This is a genomic window from Bradyrhizobium sp. Bra64, assembly GCF_024519875.1.
GTDB lineage: Bacteria > Pseudomonadota > Alphaproteobacteria > Rhizobiales > Xanthobacteraceae > Bradyrhizobium > Bradyrhizobium japonicum_G.
Genome location: NZ_JALJRD010000014.1, coordinates 92,325 through 115,710, shown reverse-complemented (window position 1 = coordinate 115,710; position 23,386 = coordinate 92,325). Strand labels below are relative to the sequence as shown.

The 23,386-nt window shown below is 65.3% G+C and carries 22 protein-coding genes; 11 read left to right on the top strand and 11 right to left on the bottom strand.

What is annotated here, in order from left to right:
- Positions 1-66 precede the first annotated feature (66 nt).
- The gene (locus NR187_RS29515) at positions 67-702 is read left to right on the top strand and encodes an HAD-IA family hydrolase (protein ID WP_211384031.1); all 636 of its coding nucleotides are present in this window, start codon (positions 67-69) and stop codon (positions 700-702) included.
- Between the two features lie 121 nt (positions 703-823).
- Here the strand turns inward: NR187_RS29515 and mtnA are convergent, their stop codons facing one another.
- From mtnA to NR187_RS29500, 3 genes are all read right to left on the bottom strand, one after another.
- A complete protein-coding gene (gene mtnA / locus NR187_RS29510) occupies positions 824-1,930 on the bottom strand; it encodes an S-methyl-5-thioribose-1-phosphate isomerase (protein ID WP_211384030.1) in 1,107 nt (368 codons plus the stop codon).
- Between the two features lie 18 nt (positions 1,931-1,948).
- Positions 1,949-2,824 carry an S-methyl-5'-thioadenosine phosphorylase gene (locus tag NR187_RS29505; protein ID WP_256808617.1) on the bottom strand — a complete coding sequence of 292 codons (876 nt, stop codon included), beginning with the start codon at positions 2,822-2,824 and terminating at the stop codon, positions 1,949-1,951.
- A 111-nt stretch (positions 2,825-2,935) separates the two neighbouring features.
- Positions 2,936-3,208, bottom strand: a complete 273-nt coding sequence (locus NR187_RS29500) for a phosphopantetheine-binding protein (protein ID WP_256808616.1) — start codon at positions 3,206-3,208, stop codon at positions 2,936-2,938.
- A 360-nt stretch (positions 3,209-3,568) separates the two neighbouring features.
- Between NR187_RS29500 and NR187_RS29495 the strand changes: the two genes are divergently transcribed.
- From NR187_RS29495 to NR187_RS29480, 4 genes are all read left to right on the top strand, one after another.
- Complete coding sequence (locus tag NR187_RS29495; protein WP_256808614.1) at positions 3,569-4,786, top strand: acyl-CoA dehydrogenase family protein; 1,218 nt, start codon at positions 3,569-3,571, stop codon at positions 4,784-4,786.
- An 83-nt stretch (positions 4,787-4,869) separates the two neighbouring features.
- Positions 4,870-5,850 carry an amino acid--[acyl-carrier-protein] ligase gene (locus NR187_RS29490; protein WP_256808613.1) on the top strand — a complete coding sequence of 327 codons (981 nt, stop codon included), beginning with the start codon at positions 4,870-4,872 and terminating at the stop codon, positions 5,848-5,850.
- 37 nt (positions 5,851-5,887) lie between these two features.
- Positions 5,888-6,763 carry an acyl-CoA acyltransferase gene (locus NR187_RS29485; protein WP_211384025.1) on the top strand — a complete coding sequence of 292 codons (876 nt, stop codon included), beginning with the start codon at positions 5,888-5,890 and terminating at the stop codon, positions 6,761-6,763.
- A gap of 174 nt (positions 6,764-6,937) precedes the next feature.
- Complete coding sequence (locus tag NR187_RS29480; RefSeq protein ID WP_211384024.1) at positions 6,938-9,805, top strand: PAS-domain containing protein; 2,868 nt, start codon at positions 6,938-6,940, stop codon at positions 9,803-9,805.
- A 47-nt stretch (positions 9,806-9,852) separates the two neighbouring features.
- On the opposite strand, the gene NR187_RS29475 is transcribed toward NR187_RS29480, so the two are convergent.
- Complete coding sequence (locus NR187_RS29475; protein WP_256808611.1) at positions 9,853-11,547, bottom strand: GGDEF domain-containing phosphodiesterase; 1,695 nt, start codon at positions 11,545-11,547, stop codon at positions 9,853-9,855.
- Positions 11,548-11,767: 220 nt separating this feature from the next.
- Here NR187_RS29475 and NR187_RS29470 point away from each other — a divergent pair, with 220 nt between their 5' ends.
- A complete protein-coding gene (locus NR187_RS29470) occupies positions 11,768-12,028 on the top strand; it encodes a hypothetical protein (protein WP_211384022.1) in 261 nt (86 codons plus the stop codon).
- A 6-nt stretch (positions 12,029-12,034) separates the two neighbouring features.
- On the opposite strand, the gene NR187_RS29465 is transcribed toward NR187_RS29470, so the two are convergent.
- The 3 genes from NR187_RS29465 to mtgA form a co-directional block, all read right to left on the bottom strand.
- Positions 12,035-12,673 carry a hypothetical protein gene (locus NR187_RS29465; RefSeq protein WP_256808610.1) on the bottom strand — a complete coding sequence of 213 codons (639 nt, stop codon included), beginning with the start codon at positions 12,671-12,673 and terminating at the stop codon, positions 12,035-12,037.
- 143 nt (positions 12,674-12,816) lie between these two features.
- The gene (gene rpmF, locus NR187_RS29460; RefSeq protein ID WP_007598106.1) at positions 12,817-12,999 is read right to left on the bottom strand and encodes a 50S ribosomal protein L32; all 183 of its coding nucleotides are present in this window, start codon (positions 12,997-12,999) and stop codon (positions 12,817-12,819) included.
- A gap of 163 nt (positions 13,000-13,162) precedes the next feature.
- Positions 13,163-13,837 (bottom strand): monofunctional biosynthetic peptidoglycan transglycosylase, encoded by a 675-nt coding sequence (gene mtgA / locus NR187_RS29455; protein ID WP_211384020.1) that lies wholly within the window; start codon positions 13,835-13,837, stop codon positions 13,163-13,165.
- A gap of 161 nt (positions 13,838-13,998) precedes the next feature.
- On the opposite strand from mtgA, the gene NR187_RS29450 reads away from it, so the two are divergent.
- Both NR187_RS29450 and NR187_RS29445 read left to right on the top strand, forming a co-directional pair.
- Complete coding sequence (locus NR187_RS29450) at positions 13,999-14,922, top strand: polyprenyl synthetase family protein (RefSeq protein ID WP_211384019.1); 924 nt, start codon at positions 13,999-14,001, stop codon at positions 14,920-14,922.
- Between the two features lie 7 nt (positions 14,923-14,929).
- A complete protein-coding gene (locus tag NR187_RS29445) occupies positions 14,930-15,619 on the top strand; it encodes a DUF1345 domain-containing protein (RefSeq protein ID WP_211384018.1) in 690 nt (229 codons plus the stop codon).
- Between the two features lie 53 nt (positions 15,620-15,672).
- On the opposite strand, the gene NR187_RS29440 is transcribed toward NR187_RS29445, so the two are convergent.
- Both NR187_RS29440 and NR187_RS29435 read right to left on the bottom strand, forming a co-directional pair.
- Complete coding sequence (locus NR187_RS29440) at positions 15,673-17,484, bottom strand: caspase family protein (RefSeq protein ID WP_211384017.1); 1,812 nt, start codon at positions 17,482-17,484, stop codon at positions 15,673-15,675.
- A gap of 184 nt (positions 17,485-17,668) precedes the next feature.
- Entirely contained in the window at positions 17,669-18,097 is a 429-nt protein-coding gene (locus NR187_RS29435) for a GFA family protein (protein ID WP_256808598.1), read from the bottom strand.
- A gap of 93 nt (positions 18,098-18,190) precedes the next feature.
- Here NR187_RS29435 and NR187_RS29430 point away from each other — a divergent pair, with 93 nt between their 5' ends.
- From NR187_RS29430 to NR187_RS29420, 3 genes are all read left to right on the top strand, one after another.
- Positions 18,191-18,565, top strand: a complete 375-nt coding sequence (locus NR187_RS29430; RefSeq protein ID WP_007598116.1) for a nuclear transport factor 2 family protein — start codon at positions 18,191-18,193, stop codon at positions 18,563-18,565.
- 98 nt (positions 18,566-18,663) lie between these two features.
- A complete protein-coding gene (bla, locus tag NR187_RS29425; RefSeq protein WP_256808595.1) occupies positions 18,664-19,521 on the top strand; it encodes a class A beta-lactamase in 858 nt (285 codons plus the stop codon).
- A gap of 45 nt (positions 19,522-19,566) precedes the next feature.
- Positions 19,567-21,177: a Na+/H+ antiporter gene (locus NR187_RS29420; RefSeq protein WP_256808592.1), complete on the top strand. Its 1,611-nt coding sequence runs from the start codon at positions 19,567-19,569 to the stop codon at positions 21,175-21,177.
- A 25-nt stretch (positions 21,178-21,202) separates the two neighbouring features.
- On the opposite strand, the gene NR187_RS29415 is transcribed toward NR187_RS29420, so the two are convergent.
- Positions 21,203-22,015: an N-acetylmuramoyl-L-alanine amidase gene (locus tag NR187_RS29415; protein WP_256808591.1), complete on the bottom strand. Its 813-nt coding sequence runs from the start codon at positions 22,013-22,015 to the stop codon at positions 21,203-21,205.
- Positions 22,016-22,018: 3 nt separating this feature from the next.
- A complete protein-coding gene (locus NR187_RS29410; protein ID WP_256808589.1) occupies positions 22,019-23,356 on the bottom strand; it encodes a Rieske 2Fe-2S domain-containing protein in 1,338 nt (445 codons plus the stop codon).
- Positions 23,357-23,386: the final 30 nt, after the last annotated feature.

The following is a 23,386-nucleotide window of genomic DNA, read 5'->3' as shown; positions in this document are numbered from 1 at the left end:
TTCAGACTGGCCCTTGCCGATATCGCATGCTAGCCCTCTTGGAAAGGAATTGACGAGGGCGGAACCTTGACGATCGAAGCTGTGATCTTTGATTTTGGCGGCGTGCTGACGAGTTCGCCATTCGAGGCGTTCACGCGATTCGAGGCCGAGCGCGGCCTGCCCGTCGACATCATCCGGCGCACCAATGCCGCCAATCACCTGGAAAACGCCTGGGCGAAGTTCGAGCGCGCCGAGGTCGATATCGACACCTTCGACCAACTGTTCGCCACCGAGTCGCTCGCGCTTGGCGCGGAGGTACGCGGGCGCGACGTGCTGCCGCTGCTCCAGGGCGATCTGCGCCCCGAGATGGTAGAGGCGCTGAAGCGCATCAAGGCGCAATTCAGGACCGGCTGCATCACCAACAATCTGCCCGCGAACGCGATCGGCAGCATGACCGGGCGCTCACTCTACGTCGCTGAGGTGATGGTGCTGTTCGACCACGTCATCGAGTCCGCGAAGATCGGGCTGCGCAAGCCCGATCCGCGCATCTACAAGCTGATGGTCGAGACGCTGCAGGTCGATCCGAACAATTGCGTCTATCTCGACGATCTCGGCGTCAATCTGAAACCCGCGCGCGAGATGGGAATGACGACGATCAAGGTCACCAGCGGCACGCAGGCGATCGCCGAGCTCGAGGCAGCCACGGGGTTGACGCTGGGTTAGTCTATCATCCCGGTCATTCCGAGCGCAGCGAAGCAATCCAGACTGCCTCCGCGGAAAGACTCTGGATTGCTTCGCTACGCTCGCAATGACGAGATTGGATCGACGCTCATCGCCAAACTTCTCACTCCGCCGCAGCGGCGACCCGTTCGGGGAACGCCGCCGCGAGCGAGGCGCGATCCGGCTTCAGCACGCCGCGCTCGGTGATGAGGCCGGTGACGAGACGCGCCGGGGTGACGTCAAAGGCGTAGTTCGCGACCGGCGAGCCCTCCGGCACGATCCGAACCGTCTCCAGCCTGCCATCCGCAGTGCGGCCGGTCATATCGGTGACCTCAGTGCCGCTGCGCTGCTCGATCGGAATGTCGCGGATGCCGTCATCAACGGCGAAATCGATCGTCGGCGACGGCAGCGCGACGTAGAACGGCACGCAATTGTCGTGCGCGGCGAGCGCTTTCAGATAGGTCCCGATCTTGTTGCAGACGTCGCCGTTGGCAGCGACGCGGTCGGTGCCGACGATGGCGAGATCGACCATGCCATGCTGCATCAGGTGCCCGCCGGTGTTGTCGGGGATCACGGTGTGCGGCACGCCGTGATGGCCAAGCTCCCAGGCGGTGAGCGAGGCGCCCTGGTTGCGCGGACGGGTCTCGTCGACCCAGACATGGACCTTGATGCCGCGCTCATGCGCGAGATAGATCGGGGCGGTCGCCGTGCCCCAATCCACGGTGGCGAGCCAGCCTGCGTTGCAATGGGTCAGCACATTGACCGTCTCGCCCGGCTTCTTCGCCGCAATCGCTTCGATCAATTTCAGGCCGTTGCCGGCGATGGCACGGTTGATCTCGACATCCTGTTCCACGATCTCATCGGCGCGCGCATAGGCAGCTTCCGCCCGCTCCAGCGGATCAATCGGCGCGAGACTCGCGTGCATCTCGTCGAGCGCCCATTTCAGATTGATCGCAGTCGGCCGCGCCACGACGAGCCTGTCGTAGGCGCGTTTCAGGCCGGCATCGGAGGAATCCTCGCGCATCGCGAGCGCCATGCCATAGGCCGCAGTGGCGCCGATCAGCGGCGCGCCGCGCACCAGCATGTCGCGGATCGCGACCGCCGCGTCCTCGCACGAGGTAAGCCGCGCGACCACGAACTCATGCGGCAGCCGGCGCTGGTCGATCGCGCCGACCGACCAGCCGTCATGCTCGCGCCAGATGCTGCGGAAATGCTTGCCGTCGACCTTCATGGCATTCTGCCTTTCGTCTCAACCGCGCAGGATGCGCCCCGCCACGGCATCGAGCTTCTTCAGGAGCTCGGGATCGCGCGCCTCTGGCGCAGTGATCAGCGCGGTGTCGAGCGCACGGTCCGAGCCAATCGGGCACGGCTCATGCTCGCGCGGAAAATCCTTGGCGAGCCGCGCCACCAGCGACTTCGCCTTGTCCGCGTTTGTGGTCAGCACGCGGATGATGTCCTGAACGGTGACCGCGTCATGATCGGGATGCCAGCAGTCGAAATCCGTCACCATGGCGACGGTGGCGTAGCAAATCTCGGCCTCCCGGGCGAGCTTCGCCTCGGGCATGTTGGTCATGCCGATCACCGAATAGCCCAGCGTCTTGTAGGTCATGCTTTCCGCATAGGTGGAGAATTGCGGCCCCTCCATGCAGACATAGGTGCCGCCGCGCGCGAACGCGATGCCCTCGGCTTCGGCGGCCGCGGCGAGGTGAATATGCAAGCGCGGCGACACCGGATGCGCCATCGACACATGGGCGACGCAGCCCCGGCCGAAGAACGAGCTCTCGCGCTTGTGGGTGCGATCCACGAACTGGTCGACGAGGACGAAGGTGCCGGGTGGCATCTCCTCCTTGAAGGAACCGCAGGCCGACAGCGAGATCAGGTCGGTGACGCCGGCGCGCTTGAGGACGTCGATATTGGCGCGATAGTTGATGTCGGAGGGCGACAGCCGGTGACCCTTGTCATGGCGCGGCAGGAATACGATCGGCAGGCCGGCAATGGAGCCGCGCCGCAGCGGCGCCGACGGCTCGCCCCAGGGACTCTGGATCACCTCTTCGCGAGCATTCTCAAGCCCCGGCAGATCGTAAATGCCGGAGCCACCGATGATGCCCAATACCGCCTGCGTCATGCCTGCTCCACCCTGTCAGCTACGTGCGACAAGGTTAAGCTATGCCAGTTTTGCGGCGGTTTTGGAACGGGGGTGGAGCGGCCTTGCAGTCCGGACGAGACGAGCGTTTGACTAAGCCGCGGTCGCCGGCTGCAGCTGGGTCGCGACCATGCGCTCCAGCGTCTCGACCGACTGGAAGTTCTCCGGCGTGATCTCGGACTGGGGAATGGTGAAGTCGAACTCGGCTTCGACGCCGAGCATCAGGTTCACCATGTCCATCGAGGTCAGGCCGACGTCGACGAGCTTGGTCTGCGGCGTGACGTCGGCGACGAGCGAGTTCTGCTCGAGGATACCCTTCACCAGCTTGATGATGCGATTGCGCACGTCAGTATCGAAGGCCTGCATCGGCAAATTCCCGTTTGTCTGTCATAAGGTCGGACCGGTTGCCGGGTACGATGGGCACGACGCGACGATCCTGCAATGGTCGGTACCATTACTTCGCGTTTCTTAGTAAACGATGACTCAGATTGTCTGGAATTCGAGCTTCTTCCAGATTCCTAACGCGATTGCGGAAACTTGGGTGATGCAAACAACCCGACCTTAACTGTTCATTCGGAATTGCAGATCGTTTACCCTGTATTTCATCGACGAATTTGAATTAAATCCGTAGCCTCCAATCACAAGCAAAGATGGTCGGAAGATCGCTTTAAGCGGCATCGCGAATGATGCCGGCGATCTCGAACGGCAAACCGGAGGCGGACGAGCATGAACGTGCGTGAAGCAGTTCTCACTGTCGACGAGACGCAGACGAGCTTTCTCGAGCAGGGTCCTTCCCTCATCGAGCGCGCCGCCCGAACCTCCGCCGCGGCGGCGGCCGACGCAGACGGGGTCGATCGCGACGCCCGATTCCCGCACAAGGCTTTCGAGATCGCGCGCGAGCAAAAGCTGCTCGGCGTCATGGTCCCGGTCGAGTTCGGCGGGCTTGGTGCCTCGATCCACGACGTCACCGACATCTGCTATACGCTGGGACGCGCCTGCGCCTCGACCGCGATGGTCTATGCGATGCACACGACCAAGGTCGCCTGTGTCGTCAGGCACGGCCACGGCATTCCCTGGATGGAAACCATGATGCGGCGCGTCGCACGCGACCAGTGGCTGCTCGCCTCCTCCACCACAGAAGGCCAGAACGGTGGCAACATCCGCGCCAGCGCGGCTGCCGTCGATCACGCCGGCGACACCGTCTCGCTCGTGCGCGACGCCACCGTCATCTCCTACGGCGCCGAGGCCGACGGCCTCGTCACCATCGCCCGCCGCGCCACCGAAGCCGCCGCCTCGGACCAGGTGCTGCTGGCGCTCGCCAGGGACGATTATTCGCTGAAGCAGACGCAGGGATGGGAAACGCTCGGCATGCGCGGCACCTGCTCGACCGGTTTCGAGCTGAGGGTCGACTGCCCCGCCGACCGCGTCTTCCCTGAATCCTACGACAAGATCCACGCCCAGACCATGACGCCCTTCGCGCATCTGTGCTGGTCATCCGCCTGGGCCGGCATCGCCGCTGCCGCGGTCACGCGCGCGCAGGCCTTCGTCCGCAAGGCGGCGCGCGGCTCCGGCGGCCAGATGCCCCCGGCCGCGGCGCATTTCACCGCCGCGAAGATGTCGCTGGCCAAGCTGCGCGCGCTGATCTCGGCCAATATCGACGCCTTCGCCAACGCCGAGCATGACGAACGCGCCCTGAGTTCACTCGACTTCCAGTCTTCGATCACTCTGTTGAAGGTGCAGGCCTCCGAGCTCGCAGTCGAGACTGTGATGCATGCGATGCGCACGGCCGGTCTTTCGGGCTACCGCAACGACGGTGAGTTCACCATGGGCCGCCACCTGCGCGACGTGCTGTCGTCGCCGATCATGATCAACAATGACCGCATTCTGGCCAATGCTGCGACCTCGACGTTGATGAGCGGCGTGCCAACCAGCCTTCGCGATTGAAAAGCTTTCGGGACTGACGTGCCTTACGGACCGACAAATCTTCTCGACCAACAACAATAATTTCAAATAGCAGGAAGTCGAATATGAACATTGCTGTTCTTCCCGATTCACCCGAGACCGCCCCGCAAGCCATCGATCCGCTCGATCATCTCGCCGACAAGCTGTTTCACCCCATGGGTTCGGACGGCGTCTACGCCCGCACCGCGCTTTATGAGGGCGTTGTCGAAAAGCTCGCCGCACTGATCACGAGCCATCGCGAGGCCGGCACCGAGGTGATGCGCTTCCCGCCGGTGATGAGCCGGGCCCAGCTGGAAAAATCCGGCTATCTCAAGAGCTTTCCGAACCTGCTCGGCTGCGTCTGCGGCCTGCACGGCACCGAGCGCGAGATCAACGCCGCGGTGAGCCGCTTCGACGCCGGTGGCGACTGGACCAGTTCGCTGTCGCCCGCCGACCTCGTGCTGTCGCCCGCCGCCTGCTATCCGGTCTATCCGATCGCGGCGAGCCGCGGCCAGTTGCCGAAGGGCGGCCTGCGCTTCGACGTCGCCGCCGACTGCTTCCGCCGTGAGCCGTCGAAGCACCTCGACCGGCTGCAATCGTTCCGGATGCGCGAATATGTCTGCATCGGAAGCCCCGACGACGTCGCCGATTTCCGCGAGCGCTGGATGGTGCGCGCGCAGGCGATCGCGGCCGATCTCGGTCTCACCTTCCGCGTCGATTATGCCAGCGATCCCTTCTTCGGCCGCGTCGGCCAGATGAAGGCGGTGAGCCAGAAGCAGCAGCAGCTCAAGTTCGAGCTGCTGATCCCGCTGCGCTCGGAGGAGCAGCCGACCGCCTGCATGAGCTTCAACTATCACCGCGAGCATTTCGGCACGACCTGGGGCATCCAGGACGACGATGGCGAGCCGGCCCACACGGGCTGCGTCGCCTTCGGCATGGACCGCCTGGCCGTCGCGATGTTCCACACCCACGGCACTGATCTTTCCGCCTGGCCCGCCAAGGTGCGCGAGCTCATGGGCATGCAGCCGCACGTCGCGGCCGATGCTCATGGCGAAGGCTGGCGCTAACGGAACGAGGCCTGTCATTTCCACGGGAAAGACGAGCGTGATCCACACCAAGGTCCGATGCCGCGAGATCACCGAGGCCGACGTCGAGGCGGTCGCAGACCTTTTGACGCGCGGCTTCGTGGGCCGCTCGCGCGACTATTGGATCCAGGGCCTGCGCCGGCAGGCCTTCCGGCCGGTGCCGGAAGGCTACCCGCGCTTCGGCTACATGCTCGACAATGACGGCACACCGGTCGGCGTGCTGCTGCTGATCTACACGACGCGGAAGGCCGGCGACGAGGTAGCCATCCAGTGCAATTTGTCGAGCTGGTACGTCGATCCGGCTTACCGCAACTATGCGCCGCTCCTGACCAAGATCGCCCAGCGGCACAAGGACGTCACCTATCTCAACATCAGCCCGGCGCCTTGGACCTGGCCGATCATCGAGACGCAAGGCTTTCGCGCCTATTGCCGTGGCATATTCTTCTCCGTACCCGCGCTGGCACGCGTCCCGCGCTGGAGCAAGATCGAGGTCATCTCGCAGCACGCCAAGACGATCGATGGACTTTCCGAAGTCGAAACCGAGCTCCTGACGCGGCACGCGCGCTACAATTGCCTCAGCCTCGTCTGCCGTACCCCGAAGGGAACGTTCCCCTTCATCCTGCAACCGGTGCGCATCCGCCGCGGCTTCATTGCGCCGCCCGCGATGAAGCTGATCTATTGCCGCAACGCTGCCGAGTACGTCGAATGCGCAGGGCGCATCGGCCGGCTGCTGCTGCGGCTCGGCAAGATCTCGGTCGCCGTCGACTCCAATGGCCCGGTTCCCGGCCTCGTCGGCATCTACACCGAGCGGCGCGGCCGCAAATATTTCAAGGGTCCGCACCGGCCGCAGCTCGCCGACCTCACGGATACGGAACTCGTGCTGTACGGACCGTAGGAGGTCGCGCCCTCCTGTAGCCCGCATGAGCGTAGTCTGTACGGCCCACTCTCCGCCTTGCTGGTCACCCTCCGTAAACTACTGCGCTTAAGGGAATTTTCCCGCCTCTTCGCTACCCTCGGCGGCTGAATTACGCTGCGTTAAGTCTATTGCCCGCCGAGACCTGCCGATCCCATGACGTCGACCCGCGACAACGAGCTTGGTGCACGCCGCGAAGAGGGCCCGCAGGCCCTGGTCGGGCTGAGCCAGCTTGCGCTCGATCACATGGAGCAGGGCGTCTGCGTTTACGACGCCGCCAACCGGATCGTGCTGGTCAACCAGCGCTATCTCAGCCTGTTCAACATGTCGGCCGAGACCGTCCGGGTCGGCACGAGCTACCGCGACGTGCTCGCCCACAGCGCGACGCTCGGCAACATCCCCGCAGGGGAAGTCGATGCGCTCTATGCAGCGCGCATGGCGCGGATCGCGGCCGGCCAGCCGTTCCGGACTGAACAGACGCTCGCGAGCGGCCTCGTCATGGCGCTCGAGCTGAAGCCGCTCCCCGGCGGCGGCTGGATGACGATCTGTGACGACGTCAGCCGCCTCGCACGGCTCGAGGCGGAGCTGCGCGTGCAGACCGAGCGCAGCCAACACGCGCTTGCCAACATGTCGCACGGTCTCATCATGTATGATTCCGACAGTCGCGTCGTCGTCTGCAACGAACGTTTCCTGAAGCTCTACAATCTCGACCCCGAAATCGTGAAGCCGGGCGCCACGCACGGCACGGCCATCGATCACTGGCTGTCGCGCGGCAATTTGCCGGGGATGTCGGCCGACGAGTTCCATGACGCCAGGCTGGAGGACGTGCGCGCCAGGAAGGCGAAAACCCTGCTGGTGATGCGCTATGACGGGCGGATGGTGCAGGCGGTCTCCCGCTTCCTGCCGGACGGCGGCTGGGTGACGGTGCATGAAGACGTCACGGAGCGGCTGCAATACGAGGAGACGCTGCGGCAACAGAACTTCATTCTCGATGCGGCGCTGGAGAACATGGCGCACGGGCTCGCCTTCTACGACAGCGGGATGCGCCTGCGTGTCTGCAACACCACCTACCGGAAGATCTATCGGCTGTCGCCGGAGGAGACCAAACCGGGGACGCATCTCGCCGAGTTGATCGAGCGCTCGATGGCGAAAGGTGCGTTCTCCTCCGAATATAGTCCGCAGCAGCTCCTGGAAGCCGCCAGCGCGAGGATCGCCAACCGCGATTCCTCGCCGATGCGCCGGCGCATGTCGAACGACACCATGATCTCGGTGCGATACTGCGCGCTGGCCGAGGGCGGCTTCGTCGCCACCTATGAGGACATCACCGAGCGCGAGCACGCAATCGAGGAGTTGAGCGAGCAGTATCGGCGCTTCGACGCGGCCTTGAACAACATGAGCCAGGGCCTCTGCATGCTGGATTCGAGCCTGCACGTGATCGTCTGCAACCGCCGCTACATCGAGATGTACGGCCTGTCGCCGGACGTCGTGAAGCCAGGTGTCTCGATGCGCGAGATCATGGAGCACAGCTGCGAGCTCGGCACCCATCCGAACACCACCGCCGCGCGGCTCTATGCCGATTATGTCGAGAGGCTGCGCGAGGGCGAGCACACGCTGCACCGCCATTTGAGCGACGGCCGGATCATCAAGCTCAATCACAAGCGAATGGAGCACGGCGGCTGGGTCGTCACCTACGAGGACGTCACCGAGCGCCACAAGGCCCAGGCTCGCGTGGCGCACATGGCGCGGCACGATTCGCTCACCGACCTGCCCAACCGCACTCTGTTTCGCGAGAAGATGGGCGAGGGACTGAACCAGGTCGCGATCGCCGGCGGCGCGATGGCCGTGCTGTGCTTCGACCTCGATAATTTCAAGACCGTCAACGACCGCCTCGGCCACGCGGCCGGCGACCGGCTGTTGCGCTGGGTCGCGGCGCGGCTGAAGGAGAATGTCGGCGAGCACGACACCGTCGCGCGGCTCGGCGGCGACGAATTCGCCGTCCTCCAGCGCGGACCGCAGCCGCAATCGGCGGAAAAGCTCGCACGCCGCCTGGTGGAGATCATCGGTCACCCGCCGCCGCTGGAGAACCAATCGATCCATGTCGGCGTCTCCGTCGGCATCGCCATCGCGCCCGATCACGGGCTCGATGCCGACGAGCTGATGAAATGCGCCGACCTCGCGCTGTACCAGGCCAAGGCCAAGGGGCGCGGCGCCTTTCAGCTGTTCGAGCCCGAGATGGAGGAAGAGGCGCGCAGCCGGCACGCGCTGGAGCACGATCTGCGCGGCGCGCTCGAGGCACGTGAGTTCGACCTGGCATTCCAGCCGCAGGTGCGGCTCGACACCACCGAGCTGACCGGCTTCGAGGCGTTGCTGCGCTGGAAGCATCCGTCGCGCGGCTTCGTCTCGCCAGCCGAATTCATTCCGATCGCGGAAGAGAACGGACTGATCGTCCCGATCGGCGAATGGGTGCTGCGCACCGCCTGCGCGACCGCCGTGTCCTGGCCCGATGTCACCGTCGCGGTGAACCTGTCGCCGGTGCAGTTCCGCTCGCGCGGGCTGGTGGCGATGGTCACGAGCGCACTTGCGGAAGCCGGCCTGCCGCCGCAGCGGCTCGAGCTCGAGGTCACCGAGACGGCGCTGCTCGACGACAGCGAGGCGACGATCGAGATCCTGCACCAGCTTCGCGCGTTAGGGGTGCGCGTCAGCCTCGACGATTTCGGCGTCGGCTATTCCTCGCTGAGCTATCTGCGCAAGTTTCCGTTCGACCGCATCAAGATCGATCGCTCCTTCGTCGGCACGCTCGGCGAAAGCCCGGAGAGCATTGCCATCGTCCGCACCATCGCCAGCCTCGGCTCAGTGCTCGGCGTCGAGACCACGGCCGAGGGTGTCGAAACGATCGAGCAGCTCGACTTCGTCCGTGAATGCGGCTGCACCGCCGTGCAGGGCTATTATTTCGGCAGGCCGTGTCCGGCGTCCGAGGTCGGACGCGCCATCGAGACGCTGAACGCGGTTCGACGCGTGGCGTAAGGATCTGCGTTGGGTGGGTTAGCTCGCAGCCGCGCGAAGCGCGGTCCCTACCCCGCCGCAGGCAGCGCGCTATCCGGCGGCGTGCCCCACGGCCGCTCGGCCGACGCCAGCCCGATCAGGCGACCCTGGATGTAGTCGCAGCCCCAGTCGCGAAGCATGTTTGCGGCTTCTTCGTCCTGCACCCATTCGGCGACCGTCTTGATGTCGAGGCGGCGGGCGAGATCGATCAGGGTCTGCACGAAGGCGCGGTCGTCGGCCGAATGGGTGATGTTCTGCACGAAGGCGCCGTCGATCTTGACGATATCGACGCCGAGCTTGCGCAAATTCCGGAACGAGGTGTAACCGGCGCCGAAATCGTCGATGGCGATGCGGCTGCCGAAATTCTTCAGCCGGGTGACGAAGCCGCGCACGTCGTCGATGTCCTGGATCGCGACCGTCTCGGTGATCTCGACGATCAGCCGTTCGGCAACGCCGGGATGGGCCAGCATCAGCGACTCGATGCCCGCCCACCAGTCCGGATCCATCGTGGTATCCGGCGAGATGTTGAGGCTGAGGCAGATGTCGGGCGCGGCCGCGAGCTCGGCGACCACCAGCTCGAGCACGCGATGATCGACGAGGCGGATGAGGCCGAGTCGTTCGGCGACCGGCACGATGTCGGGCGCCAGCAGCACCTGGCCGTCGCCCTGGTCCATCCGCACCAGGCATTCATGGAACGCGCGCTCGCGCGAGGCGGCAGCAACCACCGGCTCATAGGCGAGCTTGATCCGGCGCTCGTTCAGCGCGGTGACGATCTCGTCGGTGACGCGGATGTTGACGCGGCGCTGGGCGTCGCGCGCGGCATCCGGGCGCCAGGCCGCGAACGAGCCGACGCGGCGCCGCTTCGCGGCGTCCAGAGTCTCGTGGGCGCGATTGACGGCCTCGTCGGTGTTGCGGGCATAGCGCGGCACGCTGACCGCGCCGATCGAGGCGGTGACCGAGACTGGGCCGGATTTGGTCGGCACAACCTCGTCGCGGATGCCGGCGAGGAAGCGCTCGGCGGCGACGTTCATGTCGTCGACGGTGCAGTTCTTCAGGATCAGGCCGAACTTGTTGCCGGAGAAGCGCCCGAGCACGTCGCCGCCGCGCAGGCGCGCGCGAATGCGCTTGGCGACGTCGAGGATCACGGCGTCGGCAACGTCGAAGCCGAAGGCGTCGTTGACGCGGGCGAGATGATCGATGCCGACCAGCATGAAGGCCGCGGTCGAGCGGAAGCGGGTCGTCTCCTCGATCGCCTCGGCCAGCGCCGCGATCAGATGCGAACGATTGAGCTCGCCGGTCAGCGGATCGAGCCGGGCCAGCTTCGTCAATTCCTCGTCGCGGGCGTGGCGCTCATTGTTGATGCGGACGGAGCCGATCGCACGCACCGGGCGGCCGTCGGGCCCGGCGAACCAGCGCCCGGTCTCCTCGATCCAGACCACGGGATCGGCGGCGCTCAAGCGTACGCCATATTCGACCCGGTAGGGCGTGCCGTCGGCGCCATGTACGGCGGCGGTTTGCGCCAGCGCCGCGGTCCGCAGCGATTGCACGGGCTCGATCAGCTTGGCGAACTCGGCGCCGGTGGCCAGCCGCTCGGCGGGAATGCCGGGGAAGATGGCACTGGCCTGATCACCCCAGACGATGGCATCGCTGGCGACGTCCCAGGCGAACACGGCCTGGCCGAGAGCAGCCAGGATGTCGGAGGCTTGCGGCAATGCGGGGGTCAAAATCGCCTCGTTTCGGGACAGCGGAGAGTCCTGGGTCGGCACAGGATAGAACCAGATTCGCCTTTGACCCTAGGCAAAGTTCATAAACAATTTGGAAACCACGTTCTGCAGGCCTGCGGAACTAAACCGGCCCGGCCGGCATAGGCCTTGCGAGTACGTGACACGCACCGGCGCCAGCGTCCCGAAACGCGACAGGCTCGCCGGACCAACGGTGATTGCGATGTTCAGTACTGATCGATCGGTCCAGGCGGACAACGGCACTGGCACGGCCCTGGTGCCGCTGCTGCCGCTTCTGCGCTTGGCCAACAAGGCGCCGCTATCGCGCCCCGATTCGAGCTTCGTCACCCAGCTGATCGCCAATGCCGAGCACCTGCCGCAGACGAACCGGCTCCGCTGCGCGTCTTCCGAAGACGCGCAGATGGCCTATGGCAGCAAGCATCCGCTGGGAAGCGTCAGCGCGCGGACGCGACAGGTGGCTTGAGGCCGATCAGCGCGGCGGCGCGTCGGGAGACGGCGGCGTGCCGTTGCCCGGCTGCAAATCCGGCGAAGGCATGCTCTGGACGGGCTTCGGTGCCGGGTGGTCCATCAGCACGGATTCGGCGACCGACTGCGCAGTGGGCGCGGGCGGCGCCGCCGGGGCCGGCTGCGGCGCAATCAGCGGCTCGAACTTGGGCTCGGCGACGGCTTCATCGGCCGGCGCTTCGGCCTGACGCCTGGCCTTGCGCGAAGCGGGCGCTGTCGTCTCGCCGGCATAGGCGACGCGGCGGCGCGTGCGCTGGGCGATGCCGCCGAGGAAATCGGCCATCGCGAGCAGCACCAGCAGGAAATAGGTGGAGTTGCCGAATTTCGGCCACATCACGAATTCGGCCGCAGCCGCGCCAAACACGATCAGCGACAGCAAATGATCCATCAGGAATCTCGCGCCCGGCCGCGCGCCCTTCACCACCTCGAGCAGCAGCAGCACGATTCCGAGCGCGAGCATCACGTCGGCGAGCGTGACCGGCCAGGCCTCGCCCGTGATCATGGGCACCTTGAACAGCACGTCCGTAAAGGACACGCTCGGCATCAGGAAGGCGATGATATTGTAGACCGCGAGCGGGATCAGGAGCAGCGGGAAACCGACCATCGGCGAAATGCCTTCTCGATCAAGATATCCAGACAGGACAATGCGGCGGCGAAGCATTCGCTCCGCCGCCGTCACCGTCATATCTCATGGGTTGGCCGAAATCAGGCAGGCGAAATGATCCCGCCCGGAGAAAGATCCTTAACTCAGGACTCTTTCTTCTTCAGGACCTGACGGCCCTTGTACATGCCGGTCTTGAGGTCGAGATGATGCGGACGACGGAGCTCGCCGGAGTCCTTGTCTTCCACATAGGTCGGCTTCTTGATGGCGTCTGCCGAGCGGCGCATGCCACGGCGCGACGGCGAGGTTTTTCTTCTCGGAACGGCCATTTCAATATCCTCTAGGGATTGGTGTCATCAGGGCATCGTCCACAGGACGGCTCAGCACCCAAACGGGGCGAGCGGAATGCCGATCAAGGCCGCGCTTATAGAGGAAGGCTGGCCCTAAAGCTAGGCTCTTGGACCGGAAAATACGTCCGGAAAGGGCCAGAAATCAGCGATTTTCCCGCCAACAGGTCGAAAGCGAGCTGGCCTGCGCCCTGGCAACATAGGTCCCGGCCAGGCGCCTGACACCCGGTCCAGGGGTCCTGGCGCTGCGTTTGACCGGATTCGGCAGGATCGAGGCCAGAAGGGCGGCTTCCCGGGGGGACAGGTTGGCCGCCGACTTGCCGAAGGCATAGGCGCTGGCGGTCTCCACCCCGAACTGGCCCTGCGGTCCCAGCTCGGCGATGTTGAGGTAGATCTCCAGGATCCGCGCCTTGGGCAGGACGAAGTCGATCCACAGCGCCAACGGGAATTCCAGCGCCTTGCGGACGAAGTCCCGCCCCTGCCACAGGAACAGGTTTTTTGCGACCTGCTGGGTGATCGTCGAGGCGCCCCGGAACGGCGTACCGTCTTCGTTCGCGTCGTCGATCGCCTCGCGCAGCGCGCCCCAATCGATGCCGTGATGCTTGCAGAAATGGGCATCCTCGGCCGCCACCGCCGATCGCGGCAGTGAGGCCGACATCGCCGCCAGATCGATCCATTCCCGATGCATCGGCGCGCCCCGCAAGCTTCGCCAGGCCATCAGCGTCGAAACCGGATGGCCGGTGCGGTAGAACGGCGCGATCACATAGGGCGCGAGAGCCACGACCGCGAGCGCTACCAGCAGGATTTTGACGATGCGCAAATCGACCTTCCCGGCGCAAAATGAAACGCGGCCACGGCTCTCGCCATTAAGTCTGTGATAATTCGGGCCTTTTCCAGCACTTTTTAGCCCTTCCAAACGATTGACTGAAGCGGGCGCATAAAGGATTGTCCCGCCGAATTTTGGTTCTGGAGCCCTTCTTGATGACCGGCACGTCCCCGTCCGATTTCGCCAAACGTCTGGACAAGACCGCTGATGACACCGAGGCCCTGCTCGGGCGCCTGTTGGCGGACGACATCCTGCCCGATGAGATCGCCCGGCCCAAGCGACTGATGGACGCAATGCGCTATTCGAGCCTGAACGGCGGCAAGCGCCTGCGACCGTTCCTTGTGGTCGAGAGCGCGGCCGTGTTCGGCGTGCCGCGCGAGGCGGCGCTGCTTGCCGGTGCCGCGCTCGAATGCATCCACTGCTACTCACTGATCCATGACGATCTGCCGGCGATGGACAATTCGGACCTGCGCCGCGGCCGCCCCACCCTGCACAAGAAGACCGATGACGCGACCGCGATCCTCGCGGGCGACGGCCTGTTGACGCTCGCCTTCGACATCATCACCCGCGACGAGATCCACCGCGACGCCAATGTGCGGCTGCTGCTGACGCGCGCGCTGGCGCGCTGCGCCGGCATCGGCGGCATGGTCGGCGGCCAGATCCTCGATCTTGCCGGGGAAGGCCGTTTCGGCGACCGCGAGCCGGTCGATGTCGCCCGTCTCCAGCAGATGAAGACCGGCGCATTGCTGCGCTATGGCTGCATCGCCGGAGCGATCCTCGGCCAGGCCTCGCAAAAGGAATATCAGGCGCTCGACGATTACGGCCGCGCACTTGGCGAGGCCTTCCAGATCGCCGACGACCTGCTCGACGTGGAAGGCGACGCGGCTGCGCTGGGCAAGCCGTCGGGCCAGGACGCCGCGCTCGGCAAGACCACCTTCGTCACCCAGCTCGGCATCGAGGGCGCCAAGCAGCGCGTGCGCGACCTGCTCGCGCGAGCCGACAGCGCCGTGTCAATCTTCGGCGACCGCGCCGCAGTGCTGCAAGCCGCGGCGCGCTTCGTGGCCGAGCGGAAGAACTAGCCACGCGATGACGGGCGGCAACAAAGAGGATCCCGCCCTCGTCCGCTTCCGCCAGATGTCGCGGCCGATGCGGCTGATTTACGCCCGGCCGCGGACGTTCATCTCGCTCGGTATCGGCGTCCTCGTCTGCCTGCTAGCGCCGGGCTCACCGCGGCTGACGACGCGGCTCGTGCTCGGCTGGGATGCGCTGATCGCGGTTTATCTCGTGCTGGTCTATGCGATGATGCTGTGCAACGACCACGAGCACATCCGCCGTAGCGCCGCGATGCAGGACGACGGCCGCTTCGTGATCCTGCTGGTGACGGCAATCGGCGCGTTCGCCAGCATCGCAGCGATCGTGGTCGAACTCGGCACCCATCGCGGCGCGGCGGAGCTGACCATCGCGATCACCACCATCGCGCTGTCCTGGGCCGCCGTGCACACGACTTTCGCGCTGCATTACGCGCATGATTACTACCGCCACGCCGAGCCGGGCGGTCTTCAGTTTCCGAGCGGCGACAAGGAAGATCACGCCGATTATTGGGACTTCGTCTATTTTTCGTTCGTGATCGGAATGACCGCACAGGTCTCCGACGTCGGCATCACCGACAAGACCATCCGCCGCACCGCCACGGCGCACGGCATCGTATCCTTCATCTACAACACGGCGCTGCTGGCGCTGACGGTAAACATCGCGGCGAGCGCGATCGCGACCTGATCCCAGCGACATTGTCACGGCTTCGCCGGACAATGTCGAGGGACGCAGTGCCCTCAGTTGCAGACCTCGGCATTGGCATCAACGTGAGGGCCGCCGCCACCGCGATATACGAGGTGGCAGCCGCGCTGGACCGGACGGCAGAGAAGATCGTTGCAATAAATCTGACCACTGCCGCCCGAGGCGCGACCAGCGCCGGCCGCGGCGCCCGCGATGCCTGAGCCATACCCTCCGGCGGAGCCCGTCTGCACGCGCTTCTTTGCCTGACGATCCTCGCTGTCGTCACGTCGCGAGGTCGCGGGCTTGGAAGTCGTCGGCTTTGCGGCACGCTTCTTCTCGCATTCGTTGTCGTCGTTCAGCGCGAAGCCATCGCCGCAAACGATCCTGGTGCACTTGTCGCCGTCGACCTTGAAGCCGTGCTCGCACACCAGCGGGCAGACGCGCGACGGTTTTGACTTGACGGTGTCGAGCGCATCGGTGCTTGCCACCTTCACGTCGAGCTTGGTGCCAGCATAGCGGTTGAACTGCGACAGCGACCGCTGCGCGGACGTGTTCCAGTTGCCGTCGGCGGCGCCGGAGAAGCAGCCGACGCGGCCGAGCTCAGTCTGCACGGAACGGTTGAGATCGGCCGGCGCAGTGGCCGGTGTCAGCGAAGCAACGTTGGTGCCTGAGGGGCTCGCCGTGCTGGCTGGCGCAGCACTCGGCGCCGTTGCGGCGAGATTGACGCGCTGCTGCTCGGCGGCGGCCGCCTGCTGCTGTGCCTGTTCCTTGGCTTTCTGCGCGGCGAGTTGCACCTGCTCCGCGGCCTTTGCATCGGCCGCAGCCTTGGCCTGCGCATCCTTCTGCGCGCCAAGCGCGGCAAGACGATCTCGTTCAGCCTCGGCCTGCTTGGCCTTTTCCGTCGCCGCCGCATGGACCTGCTCGGCGCTGATTTTCTCGAGCTGAAGCTTGGCGAGGCTGGCATAGAAGCCGTCGGGGTGCTGGGCGAGAAACGCGTCCCAGGCCGGCCTGTTGCCGACCTGGAGCGCGAGCTCGTAATCGCGGCGGATGTCGGCCTGAGGATTCGGCGCGGGCGCAGCGGCAGCCGTCACCTTGACCGGCACCAGCGGCACGTCGTCGCCACCGAGCGAGCCGTAGACGAACGGTTCCTGCTTGTTACCCGTCGACTTGAGCACGTCGTCGCGCACGAAGCCGAAGGCGCGGCGGACGTCGAGGCCGGGCGTCGTCAGGTGCTTCGACAGCGCCACGGTAAAGGGGCTGTTGGCGCCGTCGCCGTCCTGCGCCGTGAAACCGGCCTTGGCCGAATAGGCGATCAGCGTGTTGGAGCTGGTCGGCTCGACCTGGGCGAGGCCGCGGCCGATACCGCGCGAGGCAATCGTGCGCTTCATGGTCTTGCCGAACGGATTGTCGCGGCAGGCGTCCAGGATCACGAGGCGAAGCTGTTTTGCGGGTTCGACCGCGACCAGAACGCGGTCGAGCGACAGCGCCTCGTCAAACACGTCGGTGTCGCGCTCGAGCTTGGCGTCGACGGGGATCAGATAGTTCGAGCCTTCGACCTCGATGCCGTGGCCGGCATAGTAGACCACGGCGATATCGGCATCGCGGGTTGCGTCGGCGAATTCGCGCAACACACGCCTCGTCTCCAGCGCCGACAGGTCATGCCGGGAATCCACGATGTCGAAGCCGGCCTCCTTCAGCGTCCTGGCCATCACCGTGCCGTCGTTGACGGGATTGGCGAGCGACGGCGCGTGCTGATAGGCCGAGTTGGCGATCACCAGCGCCACGCGCTTTCCGGCGAACGCAGGCCCGGCGCCGAACAGCAGCGTGAGAGCGAGGAGAAGCGGACCAAGTCTGAGCAAATGGCGCATGACACGACTTCCGAGTTCAGGGCCGTACGGGCCCCCTTGGGATCGCTTTAGCAAGTTCCGGCGCGGGTGCTTGTGATGGAGGTCACGAAGGCCGCGCCCGCGGGGTGCCGCAAAAGGCCCCTTTTGTTTGTCGTGCCAGCCCTGCCGGGGTTCGCTGACGGGCGCACGCGCGGGCCGGGTTCCCTCAGCCATCTCCAATATGCCCCCGATATTGCGGTAGATCGTCTGTAATTTCGTGCCAGGGCGCCTTCGAGCCCACGAAAATGTGGGCGCCCGGCCGGATCGAGGGGGCATCGACCAGGGTTCCCATGGCGACATGGACCCATTTTCCCTCGCGCACCCGGGAATAAAGCAGCGAGCCGCAGCGAGCACAGTGGGCGTCATGGGTGGTGTCGTCACCATAGATGGTGCGCTGGTCCTCACCCCTGACGATGCGCAGCTTGCTCCGCTCGATCCCGGCGAACGGCTTGAAGGCGGCGCCGGTGGTGCGGCGGCAATTCGAGCAGTGGCAGTTCATCGCATAGGAGAACGCGTCAGCCACCTCGTAGCGCACCGCGCGGCAATAGCATTCGCCGGTCAGGATGGGAGCGTTCGCATTCTCTGATCCGGTCATCACAGCGTCCTTGCGCAAATGGTACGGACACCATAGCGCATTTTGACATGTACGACTAAGTTCACCCCGAGCCATCATTCAAAGGGATGACCCATGAGCCAGAACCGTTCGAGCGTCGAAGCCGTCGTGCAATCCTATTTCGACGGACTTTACGAAGGCGACGCCGAAAAGCTCGGCGCCATCTTTCATCCCTCCGCCGATTTACGCTGGGTCGAGAAGGGCGAGCTCCAGGTGCTGACCGTGCCCGACTGGCTCGACCGCGTCCGCAAGCGTCCCTCCGGCAAGGCCGAAGGCAAGCCGCGCGAGGATTTCATCGTCACCATCGACCGTTCGGACGACAAGACCGCCTTCATCAAGGTCCGGTGCCAGTTGCCGCCGCGGTTTTTCACCGACTATCTGGTGGCGATGAAGCTCGCCGACGGCTGGCAGATCGTGTCCAAGTCTTATCGGTATGACCTGAGGGAATGAGGGGCCTGATCTTTCGTTGCCCGAAATCGGGCGCACTCGTTGCACGGATGGCGTGCACACCGCATCTCCACCTGCCCGTCTCTCTCAAAAGGCCCCCCATGCCTCTCGACCGCCGTTCTCTGCTCGCCTCGCTGTGCTGGTTTGCCGCCTCTCCCGCGCTCGCCGCGGAGACGCTGCCGGAACTCGAGGCCTATGAGCGCGACAGCGGCGGCCGGATCGGGGTCTATGCGGAGAACCTTGCGACCGGCGCGACGATCGCCTGGCGCGCCGACGAGCGGTTCGTCATGTGCTCGACCTTCAAGGCCTCGCTCGCGGCCTGCGTGCTGGCGCGGGTCGATCGCAGCGAGGAGCAGCTTGCGGCCATGATCCCTTACGGCCAGGCCGATCTTCTGGACTACGCGCCGGTCGCCAAGCAGAATCTCGCGGCCGGTGCGATGTCGGTCGCCGACATGTGCAAGGCGATCATCGAGCTCAGCGACAACACCTGTGCCAATTTGCTGCTGGCGCGGATCGGCGGTCCGGCCGCACTCACCGCGTTCTGGCGGTCGCTTGGCGACGCCACCTCGCGGCTCGACCACAACGAGCCCGAGCTCAACCGTTCCCCGCCGGGCGATCCCCATGACACGACGACGCCGGTGGCGATGGCCGGCAATCTGCGCCGGCTGGTGACGGGCGAGGCGCTGTCGCCGGCCTCGCGTGCTCAACTCACCGAATGGATGGTGGGCTGCAAGACCGGCGCGAACCGGCTGCGCGGCGGGCTCCCCGCGAGCTGGAAGATCGGCGACAAGACCGGCAACAACGGCAAGGACGCCTCGGGCGATATCGCGGTGGTCTGGCCCAAGCCGGATACACCGGTCCTGATCGTGGCCTATACCCAGGGCGGCACGCCGAGTGCGGCACGGATCGAAGCCGTGTTCGCCCGCATCGGCCGCATGGTGGCCGAGCGGCTGGCGTGAGCCGCGCGCATTGACCTTGCGGTTGCTTCCGGGCCAAGACAGGCCATGATCGCCGCTAAATTTCAGACCTTTCTCATCCTGCTCGCCGTGCTGGCGGGCACGGCACTTGTCGCGCGCCGCTTCAACATCGCGCCCGCCATTCTCCTGATGCTCTCCGGCGTCGGCCTCGCCTTCGTGCCGGGCATGCCGCCGGTCGAACTGCCGCCGGAACTGGTGCTGCTGATGGTGCTGCCGCCGCTGATCTACTCGGCCAGCGTCGCCATGAGCTGGCGCGAGTTCAGGAACAATCTGCGCCCGATCGTGCTGCTCGCGGTCGGCGCGGTGATCTTCACCGCAGCACTGGTGGCGGCCGCCACTCATTATATGATCGGGCTGCCCTGGACGGTCGGATTCCTGCTGGGGGCCATCGTCGCGCCGCCGGACGTGGTGGCGCCGCTCGCAATCGCGCGGCGACTGCACCTGCCGCGCAGGCTCATGGTCATCCTCGAAGGCGAAGGGCTCGCCAACGACGCCACCGCGCTGATCCTCTACCGCTTCGCGCTCGCAGCGATCATGGTCGGGAATTTCTCGCTGCCTCTGGCGGGCGGCGAGTTTCTGCTCATTATCGCCGGCGAGATCGCCTTCGGCATCGGCGTCGGCTGGCTCTCCTTGCGCTTCCGCAAATGGTCGGGGGATCCACAGGTCGAGCTGACACTGTCGCTGATCACGCCCTACGTCTCCTACTGGCTGCCCGAGCATCTCGGCGGCTCCGGCGTGATCGCCACGGTCGCCTGCGGCCTCTATGTGAGCTGGAACGGCCCGCTGCTGATCTCGGCATCGACCCGGCTGCAAGGCATCTTCTTCTGGGACCTCGTGATCTATCTCATCGAGGGCTTGCTGTTCCTGCTCACCGGATTCCAGATGCGCGCGCTCTACGAGAAGTCGAAGGCGTTTCCGCTCGACGACATCATGATCGCGACCGCCGTGGTGCTGGCGGTCGTCGTGATCGCACGCTTCGCCTGGCTCTATCCCGCGACCTATCTGCCGCGGATGCTCAGCAAGTCGCTGCGCGCGCGCGACCCGTCGCCGCCATGGCAATGGCCGTTCGTGCTCGCGTTCACCGGCGTGCGCGGCGCCGTGTCGCTGGCGGCAGCGCTGGCGCTGCCGTTCACGCTGCCGGGCGGCGAGGCGTTTCCGTTTCGCGACCTGATCCTGTTCGTCGCCTTCGGCGTCATTTTCGTCACGCTGATCGGGGTCGGCTTGACGCTGCCACCGGTGGTGCGCTGGCTCGGCGTCGCGGACGCCGGCCGCAACGAGCATGTCGCCGAGCACGAGGCCGAAATCGCGGCCCGGCGCCAGGCCCTCGACGCGGCGCTGAAGTCGCTCGACGCGCTGACCGGGGAAAAGGACGTGTCGGACGAGGTGATGCGGCTCCTGCGCGCGCGCCACGAGATCCGCGTCAACCAGCTTCCCGATTCGCTCGATCCCACCCACCATGACGTTTCCGCCGCCGGCACCGCGCTGACCCGCGACCTGATCGCCGCCGAGCGCAAATTCATCCACGACCTGCTGCGCGACGGCCAGATCACCGACGAGACGCGTCGGCGGATCGAGCGCGATCTGGATCTGGAGGAAGCGAGTTTGGCGAACCGGGAGTATCGGGGGACACCGCTGTAGCTTCTGTCATCGCAAGCAAAGCCGACTACCGCTTCCCGCAAAACTCCCGCGCCGCTACCGCCACGGCGTCCGCAATCTGGTCCTGTCGCTCCTGCGAGTTCATCGTCATTTCCTCGTCGCGGTTGATGATCGAGCCGGCCTCCAGCAGCACGGCGGCGCTGCGGGTTTGCGACAGCACGACGAGCCCGTCGTAACGGTAGACGCCGACATCCTTGTCGAGCAGCTGACGCCGGTAGCGGCCCATCACCGGCAGGGTGTATTGGCTGGCATAATGCAGTCCCTGCTCCTTCAACTGCCTGCCGATCATCCGGGCCAGCATCAGGCTGGTGGCGAAGTGCGGATTCCGCTCCGACACGAACAGCGAATGGCCTGAAAACCGGTCGCTGAAATAGCTGTTCGCGCCATCGAACTCCCACGTCTCGAGCAGCTTGTCCGGCACCGAATCGTGATGGATCGACAGGAAGAGATCGGCCCGGCCGTCATTCGCGGCACTGACGCGCTTGAACAGGCTCGGCCGCGCCTTGCCGTCCGTGACGAGCAGGCGGGTTGCGCCAAAGCCTTCGGACTTGAGCTTGCCCGTGATCAACCTTGCAAGCCGGAAATTGAAGCCGAACTCCGTGTCGTTGCGCGCGCTCAACGCGCCGTAGGAGTCCGGCGTGTGCCCGACATCCACGACGATCCGGAATTTCGACATCTCGCATTTGGCCGCGGATTGCGTCGGCTTCGGTTTTACCATTTTTCGCAGCGCAACGGCTTGACCGCTGCCGAGCGTCGACAGCACGATCGACGCGACGAGCGGCGAGACGAGAATTGCGATGATGCTCCGCGATCGCCTCAAGTCCTACTCCGCTGCCGCAATCCTGGGGTGGCCGACGAATCCCGCGACGTCGCCAAAGCGTTCCAGCATCACCGCGGGCAGGTCTTTGGCCTTGCTGGTGACGCAGGCGCCGGAGCGCACGGCGTAGCGATCCTGATGCGCAGCCTGCGGCGGCGGCACGCCCTGCTGGAGCGCACGCGCCAGCTCCATCACTGTCTTGCGGAAATGCATGATGCCGAGATCGGTCGGGCCGAGATGCTCACGGGTGCGGTCGGCAATCGGGCCCTGACTATCCTGCACGGCGGCGTCCTGTTCGGAGACGCCCTTGATGCCGGTATAGCTCCTGGTCTTCTGCAGCTTGCGGTCGATCAGATAGTCGTTGCCCTTGTGGCGCAGTGGAACGTAATTGTCGTCGACTTCCGCGATCACGCCATTGCCTCGGTCGAAGGCGTCGCGCTCGGCTTGCGTCAGTCGACGGTCCGGATTCCAGGCATAAGTGTAGATCCAGCAATTGGTGTCCGTGACCGGAACGAAGGTCTGGCCAAAGATGTTCTCGCCCGGCATCGCGCTCGGCGCATAGGCGTGGAACGGCATCAGGAACTGCGCGATGCGCCAGTAGATGTTGTCGCCGCCGGTGAGCCGGCCGCCTGCGATGGTGAGGCCGGCGTCGTGCGGGGCGATCTTGATCACCGGCCGCGGGTCCTCCGCGATCCAGCGCATGTGATCGCTCGACATCCGCGCGATCGGGTTCACGAAATGCTTCTTGATGTCCAGAATCTCGTTCTCCTCCTTGTCGAAGGAGAGATGCGCGAAGGTGAAGTGCGCGGTGTCGATCGAGCCTTCCAGCGCCTGCACCCAGTTGCAATCCTGCCATTTCTTGCTGACGTAGCGGTGCGAGGACGGCAGCAGCGCCATTTCGAGATCGGGCAGCTCGGGCATCGCATTCGCGGGGCCCATATAGGCCCAGATCATCTCGCCCCATTCGCGCACCGGATAGGACTTGATGCGGATGAGATCCTTGGCGTTGAGATCGGGATAGGAGGTCGGCATGTCGACGCAGCGACCTTCGGTATCGAACTTCCAGCCGTGATAGACGCAGCGGATGCCGCATTCTTCATTGCGCCCGAGCCAGAGATTGGCGCCGCGATGCGGGCAGTACTGGTCGATGATTCCGACGACGCCGCGTGAGTCGCGGAAGGCGAGCAGCTCCTCGCCGAGGACGATGATCTTCTTCGGCTCGCCATCGGGTTCGGGAAGCTCCTTCGACAGGAGCACGGGAATCCAGAAGCGGCGCAACAATTCGCCCATGCCCGTTCCAGGGCCGGACTCGGTCAGGAACTTGTTGTCCTCGGCTCGGAGCATGGCTGATCCCCCCGATTTGTTTTTGGGAAG

Excerpts from the sequence above, each read along its gene's own strand:
- mtnA (WP_211384030.1), bottom strand. The coding sequence starts at position 1,930 with ATGAAGGTCGACGGCAAGCATTTCCGCAGCATCTGGCGCGAGCATGAC.
- NR187_RS29465 (WP_256808610.1), bottom strand. The coding sequence starts at position 12,673 with ATGGTCGGTTTCCCGCTGCTCCTGATCCCGCTCGCGGTCTACAATATC.
- NR187_RS29480 (WP_211384024.1), top strand. The coding sequence starts at position 6,938 with ATGACGTCGACCCGCGACAACGAGCTTGGTGCACGCCGCGAAGAGGGC.
- NR187_RS29450 (WP_211384019.1), top strand. The coding sequence starts at position 13,999 with ATGACCGGCACGTCCCCGTCCGATTTCGCCAAACGTCTGGACAAGACC.
- NR187_RS29445 (WP_211384018.1), top strand. The coding sequence starts at position 14,930 with ATGACGGGCGGCAACAAAGAGGATCCCGCCCTCGTCCGCTTCCGCCAG.
- NR187_RS29430 (WP_007598116.1), top strand. The coding sequence starts at position 18,191 with ATGAGCCAGAACCGTTCGAGCGTCGAAGCCGTCGTGCAATCCTATTTC.
- rpmF (WP_007598106.1), bottom strand. The coding sequence starts at position 12,999 with ATGGCCGTTCCGAGAAGAAAAACCTCGCCGTCGCGCCGTGGCATGCGC.
- NR187_RS29435 (WP_256808598.1), bottom strand. The coding sequence starts at position 18,097 with ATGACCGGATCAGAGAATGCGAACGCTCCCATCCTGACCGGCGAATGC.
- NR187_RS29500 (WP_256808616.1), bottom strand. The coding sequence starts at position 3,208 with ATGCAGGCCTTCGATACTGACGTGCGCAATCGCATCATCAAGCTGGTG.
- NR187_RS29410 (WP_256808589.1), bottom strand. The coding sequence starts at position 23,356 with ATGCTCCGAGCCGAGGACAACAAGTTCCTGACCGAGTCCGGCCCTGGA.
- NR187_RS29495 (WP_256808614.1), top strand. The coding sequence starts at position 3,569 with ATGAACGTGCGTGAAGCAGTTCTCACTGTCGACGAGACGCAGACGAGC.
- NR187_RS29490 (WP_256808613.1), top strand. The coding sequence starts at position 4,870 with ATGAACATTGCTGTTCTTCCCGATTCACCCGAGACCGCCCCGCAAGCC.
- NR187_RS29440 (WP_211384017.1), bottom strand. The coding sequence starts at position 17,484 with ATGCGCCATTTGCTCAGACTTGGTCCGCTTCTCCTCGCTCTCACGCTG.
- bla (WP_256808595.1), top strand. The coding sequence starts at position 18,664 with ATGCCTCTCGACCGCCGTTCTCTGCTCGCCTCGCTGTGCTGGTTTGCC.
- NR187_RS29505 (WP_256808617.1), bottom strand. The coding sequence starts at position 2,824 with ATGACGCAGGCGGTATTGGGCATCATCGGTGGCTCCGGCATTTACGAT.
- NR187_RS29470 (WP_211384022.1), top strand. The coding sequence starts at position 11,768 with ATGTTCAGTACTGATCGATCGGTCCAGGCGGACAACGGCACTGGCACG.
- NR187_RS29420 (WP_256808592.1), top strand. The coding sequence starts at position 19,567 with ATGATCGCCGCTAAATTTCAGACCTTTCTCATCCTGCTCGCCGTGCTG.